This is a genomic window from Streptomyces sp. NPDC087428 (assembly GCF_044744085.1).
Classification (GTDB): Bacteria; Actinomycetota; Actinomycetes; order Streptomycetales; family Streptomycetaceae; genus Streptomyces.
Map to the genome: position 1 here is coordinate 316,633 of NZ_JBIUXR010000001.1, position 19,919 is coordinate 336,551.

20 protein-coding genes, 1 tRNA gene and 1 pseudogene are annotated in these 19,919 nt (G+C 71.4%); 14 read left to right on the forward strand and 8 right to left on the reverse strand.

Going from position 1 to position 19,919, the window contains the following annotated elements; genetic code table 11:
* Position 1: 1 nt before the first annotated feature.
* The 3 genes from ACIO3R_RS01365 to ACIO3R_RS01375 are packed head-to-tail and all read left to right on the forward strand — an operon-like array spanning position 2 to position 4,870.
* Positions 2-2,815: an ABC transporter permease gene (locus ACIO3R_RS01365; protein WP_402102044.1), complete on the forward strand. Its 2,814-nt coding sequence runs from the start codon at positions 2-4 to the stop codon at positions 2,813-2,815.
* Positions 2,812-3,774: an ABC transporter ATP-binding protein gene (locus tag ACIO3R_RS01370; RefSeq protein ID WP_402102047.1), complete on the forward strand. Its 963-nt coding sequence runs from the start codon at positions 2,812-2,814 to the stop codon at positions 3,772-3,774. Before ACIO3R_RS01365 ends, ACIO3R_RS01370 begins: the two co-directional genes overlap by 4 nt.
* A gap of 46 nt (positions 3,775-3,820) precedes the next feature.
* Positions 3,821-4,870: a DUF2804 domain-containing protein gene (locus ACIO3R_RS01375; RefSeq protein WP_385039630.1), complete on the forward strand. Its 1,050-nt coding sequence runs from the start codon at positions 3,821-3,823 to the stop codon at positions 4,868-4,870.
* Positions 4,871-4,943: 73 nt separating this feature from the next.
* Here the strand turns inward: ACIO3R_RS01375 and ACIO3R_RS01380 are convergent, their stop codons facing one another.
* The 7 genes and pseudogenes from ACIO3R_RS01380 to ACIO3R_RS01410 all read right to left on the reverse strand — a co-directional run bounded on the left by ACIO3R_RS01380 (position 4,944) and on the right by ACIO3R_RS01410 (position 14,021).
* Positions 4,944-5,630, reverse strand: coding sequence for a hypothetical protein (locus ACIO3R_RS01380; protein ID WP_402102050.1), 687 nt, complete (start codon positions 5,628-5,630; stop codon positions 4,944-4,946).
* Positions 5,627-6,049 carry a thioesterase family protein gene (locus ACIO3R_RS01385; protein WP_207317066.1) on the reverse strand — a complete coding sequence of 141 codons (423 nt, stop codon included), beginning with the start codon at positions 6,047-6,049 and terminating at the stop codon, positions 5,627-5,629. Before ACIO3R_RS01385 ends, ACIO3R_RS01380 begins: the two co-directional genes overlap by 4 nt.
* 5 nt (positions 6,050-6,054) lie before the next feature.
* Positions 6,055-7,719 (reverse strand): energy-dependent translational throttle protein EttA, encoded by a 1,665-nt coding sequence (gene ettA / locus ACIO3R_RS01390; protein WP_385039624.1) that lies wholly within the window; start codon positions 7,717-7,719, stop codon positions 6,055-6,057.
* A gap of 332 nt (positions 7,720-8,051) precedes the next feature.
* Positions 8,052-9,503 (reverse strand): LAETG motif-containing sortase-dependent surface protein, encoded by a 1,452-nt coding sequence (locus ACIO3R_RS01395; protein ID WP_402102053.1) that lies wholly within the window; start codon positions 9,501-9,503, stop codon positions 8,052-8,054.
* Between the two features lie 494 nt (positions 9,504-9,997).
* Positions 9,998-10,378: pseudogene (locus ACIO3R_RS01400) on the reverse strand (single-stranded DNA-binding protein); the annotation flags it as partial.
* Positions 10,379-10,482: 104 nt separating this feature from the next.
* Complete coding sequence (locus tag ACIO3R_RS01405) at positions 10,483-12,372, reverse strand: GTP-binding protein (RefSeq protein WP_385032306.1); 1,890 nt, start codon at positions 12,370-12,372, stop codon at positions 10,483-10,485.
* Positions 12,369-14,021 carry a dynamin family protein gene (locus tag ACIO3R_RS01410; RefSeq protein ID WP_402102934.1) on the reverse strand — a complete coding sequence of 551 codons (1,653 nt, stop codon included), beginning with the start codon at positions 14,019-14,021 and terminating at the stop codon, positions 12,369-12,371. Before ACIO3R_RS01410 ends, ACIO3R_RS01405 begins: the two co-directional genes overlap by 4 nt.
* A 316-nt stretch (positions 14,022-14,337) precedes the next feature.
* Between ACIO3R_RS01410 and ACIO3R_RS01415 the strand changes: the two genes are divergently transcribed.
* Positions 14,338-14,410 (forward strand) — tRNA-Arg (locus ACIO3R_RS01415).
* A 112-nt stretch (positions 14,411-14,522) separates the two neighbouring features.
* On the forward strand, positions 14,523-15,497 hold the full coding sequence (locus ACIO3R_RS01420) for a tyrosine-type recombinase/integrase (protein ID WP_402102056.1): 975 nt from the start codon (positions 14,523-14,525) through the stop codon (positions 15,495-15,497).
* 390 nt (positions 15,498-15,887) lie between these two features.
* Here ACIO3R_RS01420 and ACIO3R_RS01425 read toward each other — a convergent pair whose 3' ends face one another.
* Positions 15,888-16,262, reverse strand: a complete 375-nt coding sequence (locus ACIO3R_RS01425; RefSeq protein ID WP_402102059.1) for a hypothetical protein — start codon at positions 16,260-16,262, stop codon at positions 15,888-15,890.
* A gap of 302 nt (positions 16,263-16,564) precedes the next feature.
* Here ACIO3R_RS01425 and ACIO3R_RS01430 point away from each other — a divergent pair, with 302 nt between their 5' ends.
* The 9 genes from ACIO3R_RS01430 to ACIO3R_RS01470 all read left to right on the forward strand — a co-directional run bounded on the left by ACIO3R_RS01430 (position 16,565) and on the right by ACIO3R_RS01470 (position 19,825).
* Entirely contained in the window at positions 16,565-16,894 is a 330-nt protein-coding gene (locus ACIO3R_RS01430) for a helix-turn-helix domain-containing protein (RefSeq protein ID WP_402102936.1), read from the forward strand.
* Positions 16,791-17,117, forward strand: a complete 327-nt coding sequence (locus tag ACIO3R_RS01435) for a hypothetical protein (protein ID WP_402102062.1) — start codon at positions 16,791-16,793, stop codon at positions 17,115-17,117. Before ACIO3R_RS01430 ends, ACIO3R_RS01435 begins: the two co-directional genes overlap by 104 nt.
* Positions 17,118-17,203: 86 nt before the next feature.
* A complete protein-coding gene (locus ACIO3R_RS01440; RefSeq protein ID WP_402102065.1) occupies positions 17,204-17,743 on the forward strand; it encodes a hypothetical protein in 540 nt (179 codons plus the stop codon).
* On the forward strand, positions 17,740-18,090 hold the full coding sequence (locus tag ACIO3R_RS01445; protein WP_402102068.1) for a phiSA1p31-related protein: 351 nt from the start codon (positions 17,740-17,742) through the stop codon (positions 18,088-18,090). Before ACIO3R_RS01440 ends, ACIO3R_RS01445 begins: the two co-directional genes overlap by 4 nt.
* A complete protein-coding gene (locus ACIO3R_RS01450) occupies positions 18,087-18,452 on the forward strand; it encodes a response regulator transcription factor (protein WP_402102071.1) in 366 nt (121 codons plus the stop codon). The genes ACIO3R_RS01445 and ACIO3R_RS01450 overlap by 4 nt, the downstream gene beginning before the upstream one ends.
* Positions 18,449-19,105, forward strand: coding sequence for a hypothetical protein (locus tag ACIO3R_RS01455; RefSeq protein WP_402102074.1), 657 nt, complete (start codon positions 18,449-18,451; stop codon positions 19,103-19,105). The genes ACIO3R_RS01450 and ACIO3R_RS01455 overlap by 4 nt, the downstream gene beginning before the upstream one ends.
* Entirely contained in the window at positions 19,102-19,230 is a 129-nt protein-coding gene (locus tag ACIO3R_RS01460) for a hypothetical protein (protein WP_402102077.1), read from the forward strand. The genes ACIO3R_RS01455 and ACIO3R_RS01460 overlap by 4 nt, the downstream gene beginning before the upstream one ends.
* 3 nt (positions 19,231-19,233) lie before the next feature.
* Positions 19,234-19,584 carry a hypothetical protein gene (locus ACIO3R_RS01465; protein ID WP_402102080.1) on the forward strand — a complete coding sequence of 117 codons (351 nt, stop codon included), beginning with the start codon at positions 19,234-19,236 and terminating at the stop codon, positions 19,582-19,584.
* Positions 19,571-19,825 (forward strand): hypothetical protein, encoded by a 255-nt coding sequence (locus tag ACIO3R_RS01470; RefSeq protein WP_402102083.1) that lies wholly within the window; start codon positions 19,571-19,573, stop codon positions 19,823-19,825. Before ACIO3R_RS01465 ends, ACIO3R_RS01470 begins: the two co-directional genes overlap by 14 nt.
* Positions 19,826-19,919: the final 94 nt, after the last annotated feature.

The following is a 19,919-nucleotide window of genomic DNA, read 5'->3' on the forward strand; positions in this document are numbered from 1 at the left end:
CATGAGCCCGCGTCCGAAGTTCTCCCGCGGAACGGCCGCCTGCGCGCCCTGGGTGAGGACCCGGCTGCGCACCGCCCCGGGCGCGGCCTGCGCGCTCGGACTGCTGGTGCTGCTGACGGCGTTCCTGGCCGCCGCCTTCCCGCGCGCCGTCGACCGTTACGAGGACGAGGGACTGCGCCACGATCTCGCTGCCGCCGCCCCCCGGCTCAGCATGCTGGAGGTCAGCAGCCCCCCGCCGGGTCTGCAGGTGCCACAGGCGGCACGCGAGAAAGCGGTGCGGGAGCCGTCCGTGGCCTCCGTGCACCGGAAGCTGCTGGCCGGGCTGCCCGATCCGCTGCGGGCGGACACCGGCCAGTCCGCGTACGGACTCCGGACCACGACCCCGATCCCTGCCGTGGAGTCCTGGTTCCCCCGCCCCTACGGCATCGACCCGGAGCTGACGTACACGACGCAGTCGGCGCTGCCGGATCACTCCACCCTGCGTGAGGGCAGGTGGCCGGCCGCCCGGGGCGAGGTCACAGCCGCCACTGAGGAGGTGGAGGCCGCGGTCACCGAGGAGACCGCGAAGGCACTGCGGATCAGAACCGGTGCGACCGTCTCCGTCCCGGCCGTCAGGGGAGGGCAGTTCACGGTACGGATCACCGGCATCGTCGCCCCGCTGCGCCCCGAGGCCGCCTACTGGTCGGCCGAGCCGCTGCTGCGCACCCCCTCCCTGGTCGCCAAACCGACGAAGCCCGAGCCGCATTACTACTGGACCGCCGCTCTGCTGCTGCCCCCGGACGCCGCACCGGCGCTGCTCTCCACCACCGGCCAGCCCGAGGCGTACTGGCGGATCATGCCGGACGTCTCGCGGCTGACCGCGCCGGACGTGCCCCTGCTCCGCTCGTCCGTGGCCTCCCTGGAGGGCGGCCCCGGGCTGCTGAAGGTGCGCACGGCCGTCGGCGAGACCGCGACGGTGACGACCGACCTGGACGAGATCGTGAGCGCGTACGACGGGATGCGGCAGGCGATCCGCCCGGTCGTCACCGTCGCCGCCGTCGGCATCGGGGCCGTCGCCGCCATCGTCCTGCTGATGACGGGCGGGCTGATCGCCGGCCGGCGCCACACCGAACTCGCCCTGCTCCGGGCCCGCGGCGGGTCCCTGCGCTCCCTCGGGGGCAGGCTGCTCGCCGAGACCGCGGTGACCGCCGTGCCCGCCGCGGCGCTGGGCCTGCTGCTCGCGGTGCTGGTGATCGACGGGACCCGGATGTGGCCCTCCGCCGTCGGCGCCGCCGCCGTCGGTGCGCTGGTCTGTGCCGCGCTCCCGGTCCGTACCGTGCTGCTGCACCGCAGGCCGCGGCTGCACGGCGGCCGCGAGGACCTGGTGAGCGTCCGGCCGTCCCGGCGGCGCACCGTCGCCGAACTCACCGTGCTGGTACTGGCCGTCGGCGCGGTCGTCGCCCTGCGCAGGCGCGGTACGGGCGGCGCGGGGGGCACCGACCTCCTGGTCAGCGCGGCCCCCGTGCTGGTCGGGCTGATCGCGGCCCTGGTCCTCGTCCGGCTCTACCCGCTGCCGCTGCGGCTCGCGCTGCGCTCCGTGGCGCGGCTGCGCGGCGCGGTCGGATTCCTGGCACTGGCCCGTGCCGGACGCTCCTCGGCCGCCGGCACACTGCCCCTGCTCGCGCTGCTGGTCGCGCTGACGACCGCGGCGTTCGGCGGCTCGGTGCTCGCGGGGGTCGCGGACGCCCGGGACACCGCGGCGGTGCTCGCGACCGGCGCGGACGCCCGGATCAGCGGCGGGGCCGACTCCGCACCGCTCTCGGACGGCCTGGTCCGTACGGTGTCCGGGGCGGACGGCGTACAGGAGACGGCGCGCGTCCAGATCGAGTACGGCGTCTCGCTGCCGCCGCCCGAGGACGGTTTCGAGGACGCTCGGGGCGCCACCCTGATCGGAGTCGACCCGGTCACCTACGCCCGGCTGGCGCGTTCCACCGGCATCGGCACCTTCCCCGCCGACCGGCTGAAGTACACCGGCCCTGCGACGCCGAAGGGCACGCTGCCGTCGCCGGACCGGGTGGTGCCGGTCCTCGCCTCGCCGTCCGTCGCCCAGCGGCTCGGGGACCGGCCGCGCGACCTCCAGTCGATGGCCGGGGACTTCAGGATCCGGGTGGCGGGCACGGTGGCGCACACGCCCGCCGTCACCGACACCTCCTTCATGGTCGTCGACGCCGCCGCCCTCACCCACCGGCAGACCACCGCGCTGCTGCTCACCGGCGACCGGCTGGACGCGAAGGAACTGCGCGCGGCGGCCCACCACGCGAGCAAGGACCTCACCGTCCAGCTCCGCTCCGAAGTGCGCGCCGCCTATGTGGACACCCCGATGCAGGTGGGGGCCGAGCGGATCTACACGGCGTCGATCGCGGCCGGCGCGGGCTACGCCCTGCTGGCCGTCCTCCTCTCCCTGCTCCGCACCGCTCCGGAACGCACCACCCTGCTGGCGCGGCTGCGCACCATGGGCATCGGCACCCGGCAGGGCGGACGCCTCCTCGGCTTCGAGGCCATGCCCCAGGCGCTGCTCGCCGCCGTGGGCGGGCTGCTCGTCGGCCGCGCGACCATCGCGCTGCTGGCACCGGGCGTCGATCTGGTGCACCTCGCGCTCTCGACCGGCCCCGGCTCCGGTCTGCTGTACAACGCACCGCTGCGGGCGGACCCGTGGTCGATGGTCCTGCCGGCGCTGGGCGTGATCGTCCTGACCGCCGCGGTGGCCGGCGTACAGGCCTGGTGGACCGGCCGCCGCGGATCGATCACCGAACTCAGGGCAGGAGACTCCCGATGACGACGCAGCCGACCGATTCCACGCTGGCGGAGCTCGAACAGCGGGCCGCCGCACGCCGCGACCGGCCCTCTTACGGGCACGACGCGCTGATCTCCTGCGACCGGCTGGTGCGCATCTTCACCACGGACGGAGTGGAGGTACAGGCCCTCCAGGGGCTCGATCTGCTGGTCGCCGAGGGCGAGTTGCTGGCGCTGGTCGGCGCGTCCGGCAGCGGCAAGTCGACGCTGATGAACATTCTGGCGGGCCTCGACGTGGCGACGGCGGGGGCGGCGAAGGTGGCGGGCTGCGATCTGCTGTCCATGGGGCAGAAGGAACGGCTCCGCTACCGCCGGGACGTCGTCGGGTTCGTCTGGCAGCAGACCGCCCGCAACCTCCTGCCCTATCTCACCGCGATCCAGAACATCACGCTGCCGATGCAACTGCGCGGCGGCGGACGCAACCGTGAACGGGCCGCACGCGCCGAGTCGTTGCTCGCGATGCTGGACGTGGCGGAGTGCCGCGACCGGCGCCCGCAGCAGATGTCGGGCGGCCAGCAGCAGCGGGTGGCCATCGCGGTCTCACTGGCCAACTCCCCCTCGGTCCTGCTCGCGGACGAGCCGACCGGCGAGCTGGACTCGGCCACCGGCGAGCAGGTCTTCGCCGCCTTCCGCCGCGCCAACGAGGAACTCGGCACGACGATCGTGATCGTCACGCACGACCAGGCGGTCGCGAACGAGGTCCGCCGCACGGTCGCCATCCGCGACGGCCGTACGTCGTTCGAGGTGCTGCGCCGCACCGAGGTCGACGCGGCGACGGGCCAGGAGTCCCAGGTGGCACGCGAGTACGCGATGCTCGACCGCGCGGGCAGGCTGCAACTGCCCGCGGACTACACGGAGTCGCTGGGCATGGAGCACCGCGTGCTGCTGGAACTGGAACAGGACCACATCGGGGTGTGGCCCGACGCCCCGGAGCCGGAGTGAGCGGGCCTGCCCGGGTGCCTCACCAAGCCCGCTATAGGATCCGCGCATGGCGACACACGAGCACGAGATCACCGAGCCCGTCGATCTCTGCCTGCCCGACGGCAGCCTCGATCCGGCGGCGGTCGGCTGGTCCCGGGTACCGCTGCACCGCGCCAATCTGTCCGGCTGGGGCCGGACGAAGCGCTGGGAGTACTGGTGCGTGACGACGCCCACCCATCTGGTGGCGCTGACCGTCAGTGACCTCGACTTCCTCGCCCTGAACACGGTCTATCTGCTCGAATACGCCCCGGGCGGCCTGGAGTCGGAACGCACCGCGATCATCCCCGGCGGCTTCGGCGTCGGGCTCCCCGACACCGTGGCCGGTGCCCCCGGATCCGAGGACGTGGTGGTCGGACCCGCGCGGCCGTCCGGCGGCAAGGTGCGCATCGAGATCCGCGACGAGAACGCCGGCACCCGGCTGAGGGCCCGTTGTCTGACCGCGGACCGGGTGCCGCTGGAGGTGGACCTGCTGGTCGCCCGGCCGCCGGGGCACGAATCGCTGTCCGTCGTGGTGCCGTGGAGCGATCGGCGCTTCCAGTACACCTCCAAGCACACCGCGCTCCCGGCGTCCGGCCGGGTCAGGATCGGCACGGAGTTCCTGGAGTTCGACGGGGACGACACCTGGGCCGTGCTGGACCACGGACGCGGCCGCTGGCCGCGCACGGTCGACTGGAACTGGGGCGCCGCCTCCGGACGCACCGGCGGGCACACGGTGGGCCTCCAGTTCGGCGGACGCTGGACGGCGGGCACCGGCTCCACGGAGAACGGGCTCTGTGTGGACGGCCGGCTCACCAAGATCGGCGAGGAGCTGGACTGGCAGTGGTCGACGGCCGACCTCCTCGCCCCCTGGACCATCCGTACGCCGTCGTCCGGCCAGGTCGACCTGACGTTCACCCCGTTCCACAACCGGTCGGCGCATACGGAGGCCGGCCTGATCGCCAACCGCACCGACCAGTGCTTCGGCCATTACGACGGCAGCATCCGCACCGACGACGGCAAGGAGATCGTGGTGGAAGGGCTGCTGGGCTGGGCCGAGGACGTCCACATGCGCTGGTGACGCGACCGGTCCGCGCGTGTGCGGGCCGGTCCGGGCGCCCGTAGGCGCGTCGGCCGCGTCTGGAACGGAGCTCCTACCCGCCCACCGAGACATCGAGCATCCCCAGCCCGGCACCGGCCCGCCGCAAGGCGATCGCGCCGAACGGGGTGCGCAGCCGCAGCCACGCCCCCGAGGCGAGCAGCGCGACGGGAAAGTCCGGTGCGGACCGGAGGAAGCCCAGCGCCTGCGCGGCGTGCACGGCCCGCAACGGCAGCTCCGTGCCACCGACGGTCCGCGACCAGATGTCGCGCCCGATGAGGTCCCGCTCCGCCCGCGTACGCCGGTCCTCGGGCAGGCTCTCGTCGCGCGCCCGGAACTCCGCCACGGCGGCGGTCAGCGCCGCGCGCAGGGAGACGGGATCCGGCAGGCCCTCGCACTCCTGCCAGCCGCCGCGCGGGGGCAGCACGCCCGTCCACGGCGGCCCGGTCACCGGCGAGGGCAATGCGCCCGCACCGGCTTCCGGGCCCTCTACGTCCAGCGATTCGAGGAGCTCACCGGCCGACACGGTGGCATCGAAGTCATGCCTGTCCGCGAGCCGTACCGCCCGGATCGCCAGGACCTCGAACGACGGCGGCCGGCCGAACACGGCCAGCGCCCCGCCGCCCGCCTGAAGGCGTACGGCGGCGGCCCGGTCGTAGTGGAGCAGCCGACCGAGGAAGCCCGCGAGATCCGCGGCCTCCCTCGCGTCGGCGAACAGCAGCGACTGCACGGGCGCGGTCATGCCGCCGCGGGCTCCTCGGCCAGGTACTTCTGGAGGAAGAGCTTCTCCTCGGCGGAGATCCGCCGGGGGCGTTCCTCGGCCAGGTCGTACGGCACGACGATCGTCGACGCCCGTACGTACACCTGCTCGGGATCCTTGATCTCGTAGGCGATCGTCAGCGACGCGGCGCCGATCTTCGTGACCCAGGACTCGACGGTCACCGGCGAGTGCCGGTGGACCAGCGGACGGACGTAGTCGATCTCGTGCCGGGCCACGACGGAGCCGCCCGCGAACGACGGCGAGCCGTCACCCGGCGCCAGCCGGAACATGAAGTCGATGCGCGCCTCCTCCAGATAGCGGAGGAAGACCACGTTGTTGACGTGGCCGAAGGCATCCATGTCCGACCAGCGCAGCGGGCAGCTGTAGATGTGACGAGCCAAGACGATCAGCCTCGCGTGAGCTTCTTGTAGGTGGCGCGGTGCGGACGGGCCGCGTCCGCACCGAGACGCTCGACCTTGTTCTTCTCGTACGACTCGAAGTTGCCCTCGAACCAGTACCACTTGGAGTCGCCCTCGTACGCCAGGATGTGCGTGGCGACGCGGTCCAGGAACCAGCGGTCGTGGGAGATGACCACGGCCGCACCCGGGAACTCCAGGAGTGCGTTCTCCAGCGAGGAGAGGGTCTCGACGTCGAGGTCGTTGGTGGGCTCGTCGAGGAGCAGCAGGTTGCCGCCCTCCTTGAGCGTCAGCGCCAGGTTGAGGCGGTTGCGCTCACCACCGGAGAGCACACCGGCCGGCTTCTGCTGGTCCGGGCCCTTGAAGCCGAACGCGGAGACGTACGCCCGCGACGGCATCTCGACCTGGCCGACGTTGATGTAGTCCAGCTCGTCCGACACGACGGCCCAGAGGGACTTCTTCGGGTCGATGTTGGAGCGGGACTGGTCGACGTAGGAGATCTTCACCGTGTCGCCGACCTTGATGGCGCCGGAGTCCGGCGTCTCCAGGCCCTGGATCATCTTGAACAGCGTGGTCTTGCCCGCACCGTTCGGACCGATGACACCGACGATGCCGTTGCGCGGCAGCGTGAACGACAGGTCGTCGATGAGGACCTTGTCGCCGAAGGCCTTGGAGAGGTGCTCGACCTCGACGACGATGGAACCGAGGCGCGGGCCCGGCGGGATCTGGATCTCCTCGAAGTCCAGCTTCCGCATCTTGTCCGCCTCGGCCGCCATCTCCTCGTAACGAGCGAGACGGGCCTTGGACTTGGTCTGCCGGCCCTTGGCGTTGGAGCGGACCCACTCCAGCTCTTCCTTGAGCCGCTTCTGCCGCTTCTCGTCCTTGCGGCCCTCGACCTTGAGGCGGGTGGACTTCTTCTCCAGGTACGTGGAGTAGTTGCCCTCGTAGGGGATGGCGCGGCCGCGGTCGAGTTCGAGGATCCACTCGGCGACGTTGTTCAGGAAGTACCGGTCGTGGGTGACGGCGACCACGGCGCCCGCGTACTTCGAGAGGTGCTGCTCCAGCCAGTTCACCGACTCGGCGTCGAGGTGGTTGGTGGGCTCGTCGAGCAGCAGCAGGTCGGGGGCCTCGATGAGCAGCTTGCAGAGCGCGACACGGCGCTTCTCGCCACCGGAGAGGTTGACGACGGGCCAGTCGCCGGGCGGGCAGCCCAGGGCGTCCATGGCCTGCTCCAGCTGCGCGTCCAGGTCCCACGCGTTGGCGTGGTCCAGGTCCTCCTGGAGCTTGCCCATCTCGTCCATGAGCGCTTCGGTGTAGTCGGTCGCCATTTCCTCGGCGACCTCGTTGAAGCGCTTCAGCTTGCCCATGATCTCGGCGGCGCCGTCCTGCACGTTCTCCAGCACGGTCTTCGACTCGTCGAGCTTGGGCTCCTGCATGAGGATGCCGACGCTGAACCCGGGCGACAGGAAGGCATCACCGTTGGACGGCTGTTCCAGTCCCGCCATGATCTTCAGCACCGTGGACTTACCGGCACCGTTGGGACCCACCACACCGATCTTCGCGCCGGGCAGGAAGCTCAGCGTCACGTCGTCAAGGATGACCTTGTCGCCGTGCGCCTTGCGTGTCTTGCGCATCGTGTAGATGTACTCAGCCAAGAGAAACCGTCCGGCAATCGATGAGTGGGCAGATACACCCCATCTTGCCTGACGGCCACCCCTGGACGGAAACCCGTATCAGCGGGCGGCCGTGACCTGGCCCTCTGCCCGTCCGTACGCGCGGGTGATCCGTCCCTGCCTGTCGCCGCCGGCCACCTGCCGCCCACCTGCCGCCCGGCGGGAAACCGCTTCTGCGTCTGCCGGGCATCCACCGGCATCGACCTCGGCCGACCGGGATCCCGGAGTCCGGCCCCGCGATACGCGACGGCCCCGGTACGCGGCTGCGTACCGGGGCCGTCGTCAGCACACCGTGACCGTGTGCCTACGGTTCATCACTCGCCGGAGGTCTGGCCCTTGCGTCGGCGGAGGAAGAAGACCGCGCCGCCGCCGATGACGACCAGGGCGATCGCGATTCCCGCGATGACCGGGGTGGCGTTGGAGCTGCCGGTCTCGGCGAGGTCTCCCTCGGCGCCCGCGGAGCCGCCGCCGGCCGTGGCGGTGGTCGTGCTGGGCTGGTCGGCGGTCTGGGTGTCGAGGCCGCCGGTGGTGGTGCTGCCGCTGGTCTTGCAGTCCAGCACGCCCTTGAACGTCTTCGTGAACCCGCCCGGCCCGGTGACCGTGACGTCGTAGGCCTGGTCCTCGGCGACCGGTACGGTCACCGTCTCGGACTTGCCCGCCTCGACGGTGTGCTCCGCTCCGGCCAGCTCGAAGGTGAACGCCTCGTCGCCCTTGTTGCTCGCGGTGACGTCCACACCGCCCTTGGCGCAGTTCTTCTTCGCGGAGACCGCGGGCATCGCGCCCTTCTTGGCCCAGGTCGCGGTGGCGCTCGCCGAGACCGTGGACTCGCTGGAGCCGGCCAGGATCTGGGTCTGGCTCCTGGTCACTCCGGCGAAGGCCCGGCCGACCGGTACCGAGGTGGTCGCCTGGACGGTCAGCGAGGCCGAACCGTCGGCGGAAGCGGCCGGGACGTCGAAGTAGAGCTCGGAGCCGTTGGCCGCCGTGGTGACGGCCTTGCCCTTCTTGTCGGTGACCTTGATTCCGCTGGCGGAGTCGGCGGGCGGGGCCACCGAGACCTGACCGGCGTTCGTGCGGACGGTGACCGGCCCCAGCCGCTCACCGGACCGGCCGGACACGGCGGCGGGGTCCAGGGCGAGGGACGCCTTGGGCTCCGCCGTGTCGGTGGCGGACTTCTCCAGCCAGTCGGCGAGCTTCTCCGCCTGACCGTCCGACGCGTCGACGTCGGCGTCGTCCGAGAAGCGCCAGATGGCGACCTGGGTACCCGCCGCCGCGGTCTTCTCGGTGAGCGGCCCGGTGCCCGCCGCCTCCGCGAGTGCCGAGAGGTCGTCGATCTGCGGGTAGGAGTGCTCAAGGATCCATCGGATCCGGCCGGCGTTCTTGTTGCCGCCCAGCGAGGTCTGGGCCCAGGGGGTCTCCAGGTACTTCGCCTGGTCCTGGGTGGGGTTGTGAATGTCGATGCAGTACGTCTTGAGCTTGCCGCCGCCGTCGACGGTCATCTCGAAGAGCCCGGCGGGCAGTCTCTGATCCTTGCCGTCCGCGTGGAGCACCGCGACGTCGTACGTCTTCAACCCGTCCAGTACCGCGCTCGCGCCGCCCTGGTGCTGAGGCGCCTCGTCGGCGGCCGCACCGCCCGCGCCGGCGAGGGTGCCGGCCATGACCAGACCGGCTGCCACCACCGACGCCGTCAGGCGGGATATGCCCCGCATCCGCCGGGAACTGACCGTCGTCCTTGATGACGAGGCGGTCGCTGAAGAAGCAAAAAACACAGAATTCCCCTCCGGGCGAGACCCTCGCGCCTGGTGCGCGTGTGGGGAATGTCCCGCCTGCCGACTCAAGTGCCCTGTGAGTACTGGGGAATCCTAAGGACGAAGCGAAGCACAGTCCCCCGTCATACCATCGGATAACCATTCTGACTCGGAATCGTTATCCCCGGTAACGCTCTGAGCCAGAGGCCGTTGCGTCCGTCCGGTCAGGGTGCGGACACGAGTTCCGGGCCGCTTTTCCTGCGGACCGCCCGCCGCCTGGCCGTTGGGCGTTCCGCCCGGTCCGCCCGGTCCGGTTGATCCGAATCGACTGTCCGCGCCGGCTGATTCGGCCCGCCTGGCTGATCCGGCTGATCTGGCTGATCTGACTCATCCAGTAGATCCAGTTGGTCCGGCTGTTCCGGCCGTTCCGGTGCCGTCTGTGGTGGCGGCTGGTCCCGGCCGGGCGCCTCGCGCACAGCCCATCGGTCCGGCTCGGCCGCCCCCGGGCCGCCCCTACGCGACATCAGCCCCGGTTCACCCCTGAGTACCCGTCGGAACGCCGACGTGCCCCGGGTCAGGTCATGGCCCACCGCCGTCGCCTCGATGTCCACGAACGTCCGTCGCTGCCCCTCCCGTTCCTCCTCACGCACCTTCAGCCTGCCGTGCACCACCAGGGGTTCCCCGACGGAGACGGAACCCGTCAGATTCGATGCCAGAGTCCGCCATGCCCACACGGTGTAGAAGCTGGTGTGCCCGTCCGCCCAGAGCTGTTTCTCCCGGTCCCACCGCCGGGGCGTCACCGCGAACCGGAATCGCGCCATTCCCCCGCTCGCGGTCTCCCGGAACTCCACACCGGTGGCCGCATTGCCCACCAGCGTCACCAAGGTCTCGTTCATGGCTCCGCCTCCCCTTCGGTCTGGATTCAGTGACCCGAAGCCCTCGCGTCCGGTCACTGATCCCATGGTGAAGAGGAGGCGGAATTCCTGCTGGGGCCTGTGGACTAACGGCCCGTTGTGGAAAACTCCGTCACCGCCACATAGCGCTCCCGCACCTCGCGATAGCGCACCAGTTCCGCCGACACCGGATCGAGCACCCTGGCCCGCCCGCAGGCCGCCGCGGCCTCGCGCAGCCGGCGCTCCGCCTCCTGGCCGTACCGTCGTGCGGGTCCCCGGGCCGCCGCCGCGCACGACCACTCCACCAGCGGGCCGCCGATGATCCCCGCCAGCATCACCAGCGCGGGCGTCAGCAGTCCCGGTTCGAGCACGCCGATGATCTGGCCGATCAGCCACAGGCCGCCGAAGATCTGAAGCAGCGTCATCGCCACCTGTGCCAGGACGGCCGCGGGCCACCAGGCCGGTCGCGGGGGCCTGCCGCCGCGCCCCCGGTGCGTCCCCGTCCGCCCGCCGGATTCCGCCGGCTCGCCGCTGTCGGGGTCCGCGCCCCGCACCGGCGCCGCGCCGGCCCGCTCGGCCAGTTCGTCGAGCGCCTCCGGCAGCCCCTGCGCCCCGTGCACCGCTGCCTCGCGCACCGCTTGTGCCCAGGGTCCCGGCAGCCCGTCGACGGCGTCGTCCGCGACCGTGCGTACCGCCTGTTCGACCCGCTGGCGGGCGGTGAGCTGTTCCTCGGGCGGTGCGGTGAGCGCCGCCCGGTCCAGGCTCCGGGGCTGCCTGGTGGACTCGTACCAGCGCCACAGCCGCAGCCACGGCGTCCCGCAGGCCCGGCCCGCGTTGCGGCGCCATTCGCGTTCCGCCGCCTCGCCGGCCGCGGCGGCGCCGACAGCCTCCGCGAGCCGGTCGGCGAACTCCTCCCGGGCCCGCTCCCCCAGTCCGGGCCGCCCCTCGGCGACGTACACCGGACGGAGTCTGGCCGCGGCGGCGTCCACGTCGGCGGAGAGCCGGCGCGTCGCGGCCGTGCGCTCCTGGACGAACCGGCCCAGGAGTTCGCGCAGTTCGCCCACCCCTTCGCCGGTGAGCGCGGACAGGGCCAGGACGGTGGCGCCCGGTTCGCCGTGTTCGCCCAGGGCCATGCCGTCCTCGTCGAGCAGCCGGCGCAGATCGTCCAGGACCTGGTCGGCGGCCTCGCCCGGCAGCCGGTCGATCTGGTTGAGGACGACGAAGGTGACCTCCGCGTGTCCGGCGAGCGGCCGCAGATAGCGCTCGTGCAGTGCGGCGTCCGCGTACTTCTCCGGGTCCACGACCCAGACCACGGCGTCGACCAGCGCCAGTACCCGGTCCACCTGTTCGCGGTGGCCGGCCGCCGCCGAGTCGTGGTCGGGCAGGTCGACCAGGACGAGCCCCTGAAGCGCCTCGTCGGCCGCCGTGCCGCCGCCCTGCTGCGGCCGGCGCCTGAGCCGTCCCGGGATCGCCAGCCGGTCCAGCAGCCCCGCGGCGCCGTCCGTCCACGAACAGGCGAGGGGCGCGGCGGTGGTCGGCCTGCGCAGCCCGGCTTCGGAGATCTGCGCGCCCGCGAGGGCGTTGAAGAGTGTCGACTTGCCGCTGCCGCTCGCTCCGGCGACGGCGACGACGGTGTGCCGGGAGGAGAGCCGCTGGCGGGCGGCGGCCTCGTCGAGCACCCGGCCCGCCTCCGCGAGGTCGGTCCGGTCGAGCCGGGCCCTGGAGAGTCCGACGAGTTCGCGCAGTGCGTCCAGGCGGGGGCCGAGCGGGCTCCCGGAGGGGACGTACGCCTCGACCTGGGGGCGTACGTCGTCCTCCGGGGCGGCTTCGGGGGTCTCCTGGGGTACGGTCTCGGCGGCGCGGCGGGCGATGAGCCCGTCGTCCCAGCCCCTGGCCGGCCGGTCCCGGTCCTTCGCCGGGCCCTCGTCCGGGCTCCGCTCCGGTTCCGGTCCGTGTCCCTGTCCCCGGCCCGGACCTTCGTCAGTGACGGCAGTCATCGCTGCCACCTCTCCTTCTGCAGTACGGACAGCGCGGCGATCAGTTCGGCTTGCGGCTCGGGTGCCACGTCGAGTGCGTCCAGTGGGGCGAGCCGCCGGTCGCGTTCGCCGCCCAGCACCTGGTCGAGATAGCTGCTGAGCAGTGCCCCGCCCTTGTCGCGCAGCCGCACCGCGCCCTGGACGCCGATGCGTTCGGCGAGCTGTTCGCCCGCGGTGCGGGCCCGGCGGCCGCCCAGCAGAGCGGCGGCCAGCAGGGCGGCGACGGTCTCCGGATCGGGCGCGGCGCTGCGTTCCATGAGGCGCACCTCCTCCTCGGCCAGCTCCTCCAGGACCCTGCGCCAGCGCCGTACGGTCATGGCGATCCGGCCCCGGATGTCTTCCGCCGGCCCCCATCCCCCCTCCTCCCGGCCCACCGTCTCGAAGCCGAACACCGCGGCCGCCGGCTCCCGCTGCCAGGTCGTCCGGATCTGTTCGTCGGCGGCCGCCACCGCGCACTCCAGGAGGGCGGCGAGGCTCTCCACCAGGGTTTCCAGGACCTCTTCCGAGGTGCTGTACAGCGGGTATCCGCGCCACCGGGTCCGGGCGTCCCCGGCGAGCGCGCCGCCGTTCCGCAGCCGCCGCCGGACGCGTGCGCCCTCCTTGCGGTACGCGTCCTCGACCACGCCGGTCAGCCGTACGGCGGCCGCGTACTGGGCCGCGACGGCCCCGGCCAGGGCCGGCATCCGGACGTCGAGCGAGTCGATGACCCCGGCGGCCGTACGTCCGACCGCCTGCTGACGGGCCGCCGGATCCTGTGCACGGTGGGCGAGCCAGGCGCGCAGCGGGGCGACCGCCGTGGTGGGCAGCAGTCCGCTGCCGCCGCCCGCGGACTCGGGCAGTTCGGGGATGGTGAAGCGGGGCACCTCGCCGAGACCGGCCTTGGCGAGGAGCGCCCCGTACTGCCGCGACACCTCGGCGATCACCTGGTGCGGTACCCGGTCCAGGACGGTGACGAGCGAGGCGTCGTACTCCTTCGCGGTGCGCAGCAGATGCCAGGGCACGGCGTCGGCGTACCGGGCGGCGGTGGTCACCATCACCCAGACGTCCGCCGCGCAGACGAGTTCGGCGGCCAGTACCCGGTTGCGCACGACCAGCGAGTCGATGTCGGGGGCGTCCAGCAGGGCGAGCCCGCGCGGCAGACCGGCGGCGGTCTCGACGCGCAGCGCGGTCCCGTCCTCGGCCGCGTTCCCGTCGAGTCCGTCGAGGTCGTCGCACTGGCCGGGGTTCGCGGACTCCTCGGGCGGCAGCCAGACGCGGGTCAGCTGCGGGAGCACCCGGATGTCCGCGAACCAGTGGTGATCATCCGGATGGCAGACGAGCACCGGGGTCCGTGTGGTCGGCCGCAGCACCCCGGCCTCGCTGACCCGGCGCCCCACAAGGGAGTTGACGAGCGTCGACTTGCCGGCGCCGGTGGACCCGCCGATGACGGCGAGCAGGGGTGCCTCGGGGTCCTTGAGGCGGGGCAGCAGATAGTCGTCGAGCTGGGCGAGCAGCTCGATCCTGGTCTGCCTGGCGCGTGGAGCACCCGGCAGCGGGAGTGGAAGACGCACGGCAGCGACACGGTCGCGCAGGGCGGAGAGTGCGTCGATGAGCTGAGGCCGTACGTCCAAGGTCACCACATGCGAAGAATGCCCAATTTTGGCGCCTTTTTGAAGCGTATAGACCCCTCTGCGCGGCGGTTCCTCCTCAGGACAGAGGGGACGAGTGGGGCGCAGGCATAACGAGTGCACAACACCCGGGGCGCGAGGCGCCAAAAGCGATGCGTGAATCGCACCTACCTGCGATTATCGTTTCGCTTCACCGAACCTCCACATCGTGCCACGCAGGTGAAGCAACCGGGTCCAGGCGATCGGAGCCCTATCCTTGTCCCGGCAGGTCACGGACCGCCCGGGTCCCAGGGCTCCAGGTCACCGAGGCCACCACCCGGCCCCCGTAGCTCAGTGGATAGAGCAGGCGCCTTCTAAGCGCTTGGCCGCAGGTTCGAGTCCTGCCGGGGGCGCAAACATAGCCTCACCTGCGGAAACGCCGGTGAGGCTTCTTGTTGGCCCGATGCACATCGCTTACGGGCCAAGCGCCTTGACTGTCCACGATAGTGGGCGCATCGTGCTGCCATGACAGACATGCGGTACAACCTCGCTCCGATGTCAGCGTCCTGGCTGCGTTCCTTGAAATCCCGAAACCTGTCCGACAACACGATCCGCATCTACGGCCAGGCAGCGAAGAGTTTCGCTGCCTTCCTCCTCGACGCGGAACGTGGATACCGCCCCGCATCAAACGAGGACGGGACAGTGGGGCGTTCGGCGCCGGCCGAGATCGAGGACATCCACCGGGAGCACGTGGAGGCGTACATCACCGCCACGATCGCCCGGACGTCGGCGAGCAACGCGAACCAGCACTTCCGCTCGCTGAAGACGATGTTCAACTGGCTCGTCGACGAGGAAGAACTCGACCGCTCCCCCATGCGCACGATGAAGGCGCCGACCGTCACGGAGACGGAGGTGCCGGTCATCTCCGACGAGAACCTGACGAAGCTGTTCAGGGCGTGCAAGGGAAAGACGTATGCGGACCGCCGGGACACGGCGCTGCTGATGCTGTTCCTCGACACCGGGGTGCGGTTGTCGGAGTGCACGGACCGGCGGGTGGAGGACCTCGACCTGGACCTGATGGTGTTGCAGGTCCTCGGGAAGAACGACAGATGGCGGTCCGTCCCCTTCGGCCGGGCCACGGCAACCGCCCTGGACCGGTACCTGCGGGCCGCGGCGAAGCATAAGGGCAAGCCGCTGGAGAAAGACATGTGGCTGTGGTGGGGCGACCGGAACAAGGGGCAGCGCATCACCCTGTGGGGCGTGGGGACCATGCTGAAGCGCCGTTGCGCCGAGGCAGGCATCGCACCGCTGCACCCTCACCAGTTCCGGCACACGTTCGCACATCAGTGGAAGGTCGGCGGCGGCAACGAGGATGACCTGATGCGGATCACGGGGTGGAAGAGCCGGCAGATGCTCAGCCGGTATGCGGCGTCTGCGGGGTCGGAGCGGGCGCGACTGGCGCACAAGCGGCTGAGCCCTGGCGACCGGCTTGGGGGGTAGCCGGTCGCCCGAATGGGCTCAGCGTGGGGGCTGGGCGAGCGCGAGATGACCGAGGAGCCGTGGCACGCGCGTGCAGAGCAGCGCGAGTGCTGCGGCTTCGTTGATCTGGGCGGGGTCGTACGCCATGCGGACTCGATCTCCGTAGTCCCTATACATCATGGGAATCCCCCTGTCCAGCTCTGCACGTTCCGTCAGTACATCCGTCACATGACCCCCTGTCCCGCAATGCTCCGGACACGCCGGATCGCACACGCGTTCGAACCGCGCGAGGTCACGTAACCATACGACTACAGAGACTATTCATGCAGGCTGCGCGGCCAAACGGACCGAGATCGCTCACATCGTGACAGTGCGGGGGCGATCAGCTCGCGAGACAAATACACAACACATCTACCCGTCGGCAGCCCAACGCTCCGCTACGGCACGCGACTTGGGGACGTCGCCAGGGTGACGACCGATCTCGTGGACAAGCCGCGCCGGCGCCTCGCCGGTCAGCTCGGACTCGGTGTAGCCGATCACCTGGAAGTGCGCAGCAGCGGCAACCACCTCGCGGGGCAGGTCGAATCCGACGGCGAGGGCGGAAACGAACTGGGGGGTGATGGTGTACCCCTGCCCGTTGATGATCTTCCCTACTAGGGATTTACTGGGTGACCAACCAGTGTCCGGGTCCACGGCGCGTTGCGCGAACTCGCGGGTGGACCAGCGCTTGCCATCGCCGACGTACTGCGTAACCAATTCGGTCAGCGCGTCTCGCTGCTCGGGCATCACTACCGCCTCTCTGGGCGTCACAGTCCACACCTTTCAACCGCATATAGCCACAACATCGCAGGTCAGGACGCACAACCCTTCCCCCGTTCCACAACATTGTCCACGATCAAGGGCACCGCGCGAGCGTTGGGTGAGAACTGTTCTGAAACTTGACCGAAAGCCAGGTCGCCCACGTTCGTGGACACCGCCCGAACGGTGTGCTTTAGTGGGGTCGTCCACGAACGTGGACAGCACCACGGAGGAACCGCATGCCCCCTGCCAGACTTCACCTGACCAACCCCGACATCCTGCGGGCCCTCATGCAGTGGGCCCCCGGAGGTCGCGGAGTTACCGGACAGGACCTGGCGGCCCGCGCGGGGATCTCGAAGCAGAAGGTCTCCGCCATGCTGTGCGGAGAGCGCACGACCGTGACACCCGAGGTAGCGCACCGCATCGCGGACATCCTTGGCGTCCACCAGGGCGCTCTCTTTTTTGACCCACCGCCCACGCCCATGGGCGTGGGCGAACTCCGAAGGGACCCCACCCATGAACACCAGCGACCGCTCGATGCGCATGCGGTACGCAGCGCACAAGAGCTGGAGCAACACCCCCGACAGGGCGAGCCGTACCGCAGCCGCCCGCCGCGCTAGCCACCACACCCGCTTCCTGGAGAAGGCCCGAACCGCTTTCCCGGACGCCACCGAGGAGCAGATCCAGAAGGTGGCCGAGTCGCTCCGCAGCGCTTTCTACACCGAGCTCGGGATCAAGAGCGCGCAGGCCCGCCGCAGCAAGGGCGAGGCGAAGAGGGAAGCCCAGCGCAAAGCACGGGCGGCCGAGCTCGCCGAGTACGAGGCCGGCCGCACCGCCGCCTGACCCACAACGCGCAGCGGGGCCGCCGGACGGATCAGGTCCGGACGACCCCAACGGCACCTCTCAACCCCAAAGAAATCGAGGACACCGTGCAGCACCTTACCCAGTCCCGTATCGCGGCTGCGCTCGCCGCCGCGCAGCAGCCCGAGGGCGAGCGCCCCTGGCGGCTGCTCCTCACCAAGGCCCCGACGACGTACACCGGCGTGCGGAGCGCCCTTGCTCTCGAGCGGAACCCCGGCCTGCGTCAGCTCGCCGACATGGACGAGGCCACGTGCCGCGCCGAGGCCTCCCGAGCTCGCGTCGTCCAGGAACTGGCCCGCCAGGACGGCTACCTGGCCGCCCTGTCTGTCTGTGAACAGATGATGAGCGCCGCCCCCGTTCTCCCGGTCAAGGCCAGGATCCCGCTGTCGCCGTGGTCCGATGGGCCGCTGATCTACTGGCGGTTCCACCATGACGCGGCCGCGGTGGCGGCAGTCGCCGACCGCTTCGGTATGCCGGTGACCGAGCGCCCCCATGGCGACGATGGCACCACCACCTACGTGTCGGCGGTCGGCGCCGTGGACGGCATCCAGTTCGAGGCGTACACCCTGATCGACACGTCCTCGGTCCCCGGGCAGGTGGCGGCATGACGACCACCATCCCGGCGACCGCCGAAGCCGCTGGTCTCGTCTTCGACCTGTCCCTGACGTGGATCGACGCGTACGGCTGCCGGTGGACCTGGACCGGTGAGAGAGACATCACCGGCACGGCGCTGATGCAGACCGGGGACGACACCCCGCAGCGCCTCTCCCACGTCTACTTGACGTCCGGGCCGCTCGCCCCCGCGCCGCGCCCCGTCACCAAGGCCGAGGCCCTGGCCGCCATCGCCACCCCGGTGTGCGCGGCCGCCGAGGCCAGGGCCGAGGAGCCGACGCCCACGCCGCTCGCCTTCGCCCGGGTCGTCGCCCGGCTCCGGCTGCGCGGGCGGTCGGCATGAGGACCCAGCTGCACGACGCGATCCGCACCCAGATCCTCACCTTCGCGGACGAGCGGGAGCTCCCCCTCACCGTCGCGGACGTGACCGCGCTGGCCGAGTCTGTCCACGGCGCGGTCCTGGACGCGAAGCGCGCCCAGTCTCCTGTCCAGCTGACCGCCCAGCAGATCAGCGTCCTGGACGGGCTGGCCCGCGGGGACACCCCGACGGACACGGCTCGCCGCATGTGCATCAGCAGCAACACCGTGCGCACTCACCGGCAGGCGGCATACCGGCGGCTCAAGGCCCGGTCCGCCGGCCAGGCCATCGCGCTTGCCATCACCTACGGCGTCCTGCCCGGCCGGCGGATCGGGGGAACGGCATGAGCGCCGCGAGCATCGACCCGGCGCGAATCGAGCGGGCAGCGGTGACACTCGGCCTCGCGATGAAGGCCGGTAACGCTGAGCCGTACAGCCTGGCGGCTGCCCTCGAGATGGCGGGGCTGCTGGCGGCGCCGTCCGTCCCGGCCGAGCTGGAGAAGACCACCGCGGCGGACGCCGAGGCCGAGGTCACTTCAGTGGTCGCCGTGGCCCGCACGGTCGTCCTGTCCGCGCTGGCTCGGACGCTGCGCGAGCAGCCCACCGGGGCGCGCATTCTGCAGGGCCTGGACGAGCTCGGCGAGGCGCTGATCTGTGAGGACCTGGCCGAGGTCCGGTCCTGGGTCGACGGCATCAGCCTCCTGGCGGGGCTGCCGGCGGCGGCCGACACCGGCCTGACGTACTACCGGGCGTCCCACGACTCGATCGCCATCGGCCGCTACACCACCGCCGATGTTGCCCGCCGCCGCTGCGAGACCTGGCTGAGCGACGAGCACCCGGACGACGCGGTGCTGCTCTTCGACTGGATGGGCGACGAGGACGACCCCGAGGAGCCGTGGGAGCTCGTCGTCCAGGTCGACGGCGGCGACGAGCAGCCCACCGGCTACGTCGTCCAGGCGCTGCGCATCGAGGCGGACATCGACCCGGACGCCGAGTGGTGACCAGCGAGGACGTCTTGCTCCTCGCGCTCATCGCTCTCGGCGTCCTCGACCTGGCCGCCATCGTCATCGGCTGGATCGCAGACCGCCACATCACCCGCACCGCACGCCACCGCAAGGAGGGCTGAGAAATGCCCGGAATCACCTCCCCGCCCCCGCCCGAATTCAACTCCCCGCCGAAGAACCGGCCCACGGGCAAGAAGAAGAGGAACGAGCCGACCAGCCTGCTGGAGAACTTGCCGCGGCTCGGCACCCACCCCGTGGCCCCCGGCACGTGCACGACGCCCCTGTGCGGGGCCGTCGCGGACGAGACGCCCGAGTCCGACCTGCAGAACGGGTGGGTGCGCGCCGGGGTCTACGGCTCCACCGACCCGGACCGGGTGTGGTGCTCCGGCCTGTGCGCGACGTACGGCATCGCGCTCGCCGAGGTCCGCGTGACCCCGGCCCCGCAGCAGCAGGAGGCCGCCAGTGTTCGAACTTGAGGACGTACTCCTCTGGGTGCCCGTGCTCCTGGCCGCCGCGACCCTGGTCCTGGTCAGCACCTACGCCCGCGGGCACCGCGCCCCGACGGCCGGCCCCGACGGCGACCCGTCGGGCGCCCCGCCGGACAGCTGCCTCTACCTGGCGTGCCACTCGCTGACGTGCGCTCACCTGGAGCGGCCGCACGACACCACCGAGTCCGGGCGCCTCGTCTGCCGCAACTGCGGCCGGACCGCCCTGTGAGCGGTTCCGCACGGCCGTGCGGCGATGTGCCGCCGCACGGCCTCACTTACGCCCGCCGGTACGTCACCGGGTGGAAGTGCGACCGCCACACACC

What these genes read in the sequence shown, in the direction of transcription:
- ACIO3R_RS01425 (WP_402102059.1), bottom strand. Translation starts at nt 16,262, where the DNA reads ATGCCCGAGCAGCGAGACGCGCTGACCGAATTGGTTACGCAGTACGTC.
- ACIO3R_RS01380 (WP_402102050.1), bottom strand. Translation starts at nt 5,630, where the DNA reads ATGACCGCGCCCGTGCAGTCGCTGCTGTTCGCCGACGCGAGGGAGGCC.
- ACIO3R_RS01465 (WP_402102080.1), top strand. Translation starts at nt 19,234, where the DNA reads ATGCCCGGAATCACCTCCCCGCCCCCGCCCGAATTCAACTCCCCGCCG.
- ACIO3R_RS01375 (WP_385039630.1), top strand. Translation starts at nt 3,821, where the DNA reads ATGGCGACACACGAGCACGAGATCACCGAGCCCGTCGATCTCTGCCTG.
- ACIO3R_RS01435 (WP_402102062.1), top strand. Translation starts at nt 16,791, where the DNA reads ATGAACACCAGCGACCGCTCGATGCGCATGCGGTACGCAGCGCACAAG.
- ACIO3R_RS01450 (WP_402102071.1), top strand. Translation starts at nt 18,087, where the DNA reads ATGAGGACCCAGCTGCACGACGCGATCCGCACCCAGATCCTCACCTTC.
- ACIO3R_RS01430 (WP_402102936.1), top strand. Translation starts at nt 16,565, where the DNA reads ATGCAGTGGGCCCCCGGAGGTCGCGGAGTTACCGGACAGGACCTGGCG.
- ACIO3R_RS01370 (WP_402102047.1), top strand. Translation starts at nt 2,812, where the DNA reads ATGACGACGCAGCCGACCGATTCCACGCTGGCGGAGCTCGAACAGCGG.
- ACIO3R_RS01365 (WP_402102044.1), top strand. Translation starts at nt 2, where the DNA reads ATGAGCCCGCGTCCGAAGTTCTCCCGCGGAACGGCCGCCTGCGCGCCC.
- ACIO3R_RS01445 (WP_402102068.1), top strand. Translation starts at nt 17,740, where the DNA reads ATGACGACCACCATCCCGGCGACCGCCGAAGCCGCTGGTCTCGTCTTC.
- ACIO3R_RS01455 (WP_402102074.1), top strand. Translation starts at nt 18,449, where the DNA reads ATGAGCGCCGCGAGCATCGACCCGGCGCGAATCGAGCGGGCAGCGGTG.
- ACIO3R_RS01405 (WP_385032306.1), bottom strand. Translation starts at nt 12,372, where the DNA reads ATGACTGCCGTCACTGACGAAGGTCCGGGCCGGGGACAGGGACACGGA.
- ACIO3R_RS01420 (WP_402102056.1), top strand. Translation starts at nt 14,523, where the DNA reads ATGACAGACATGCGGTACAACCTCGCTCCGATGTCAGCGTCCTGGCTG.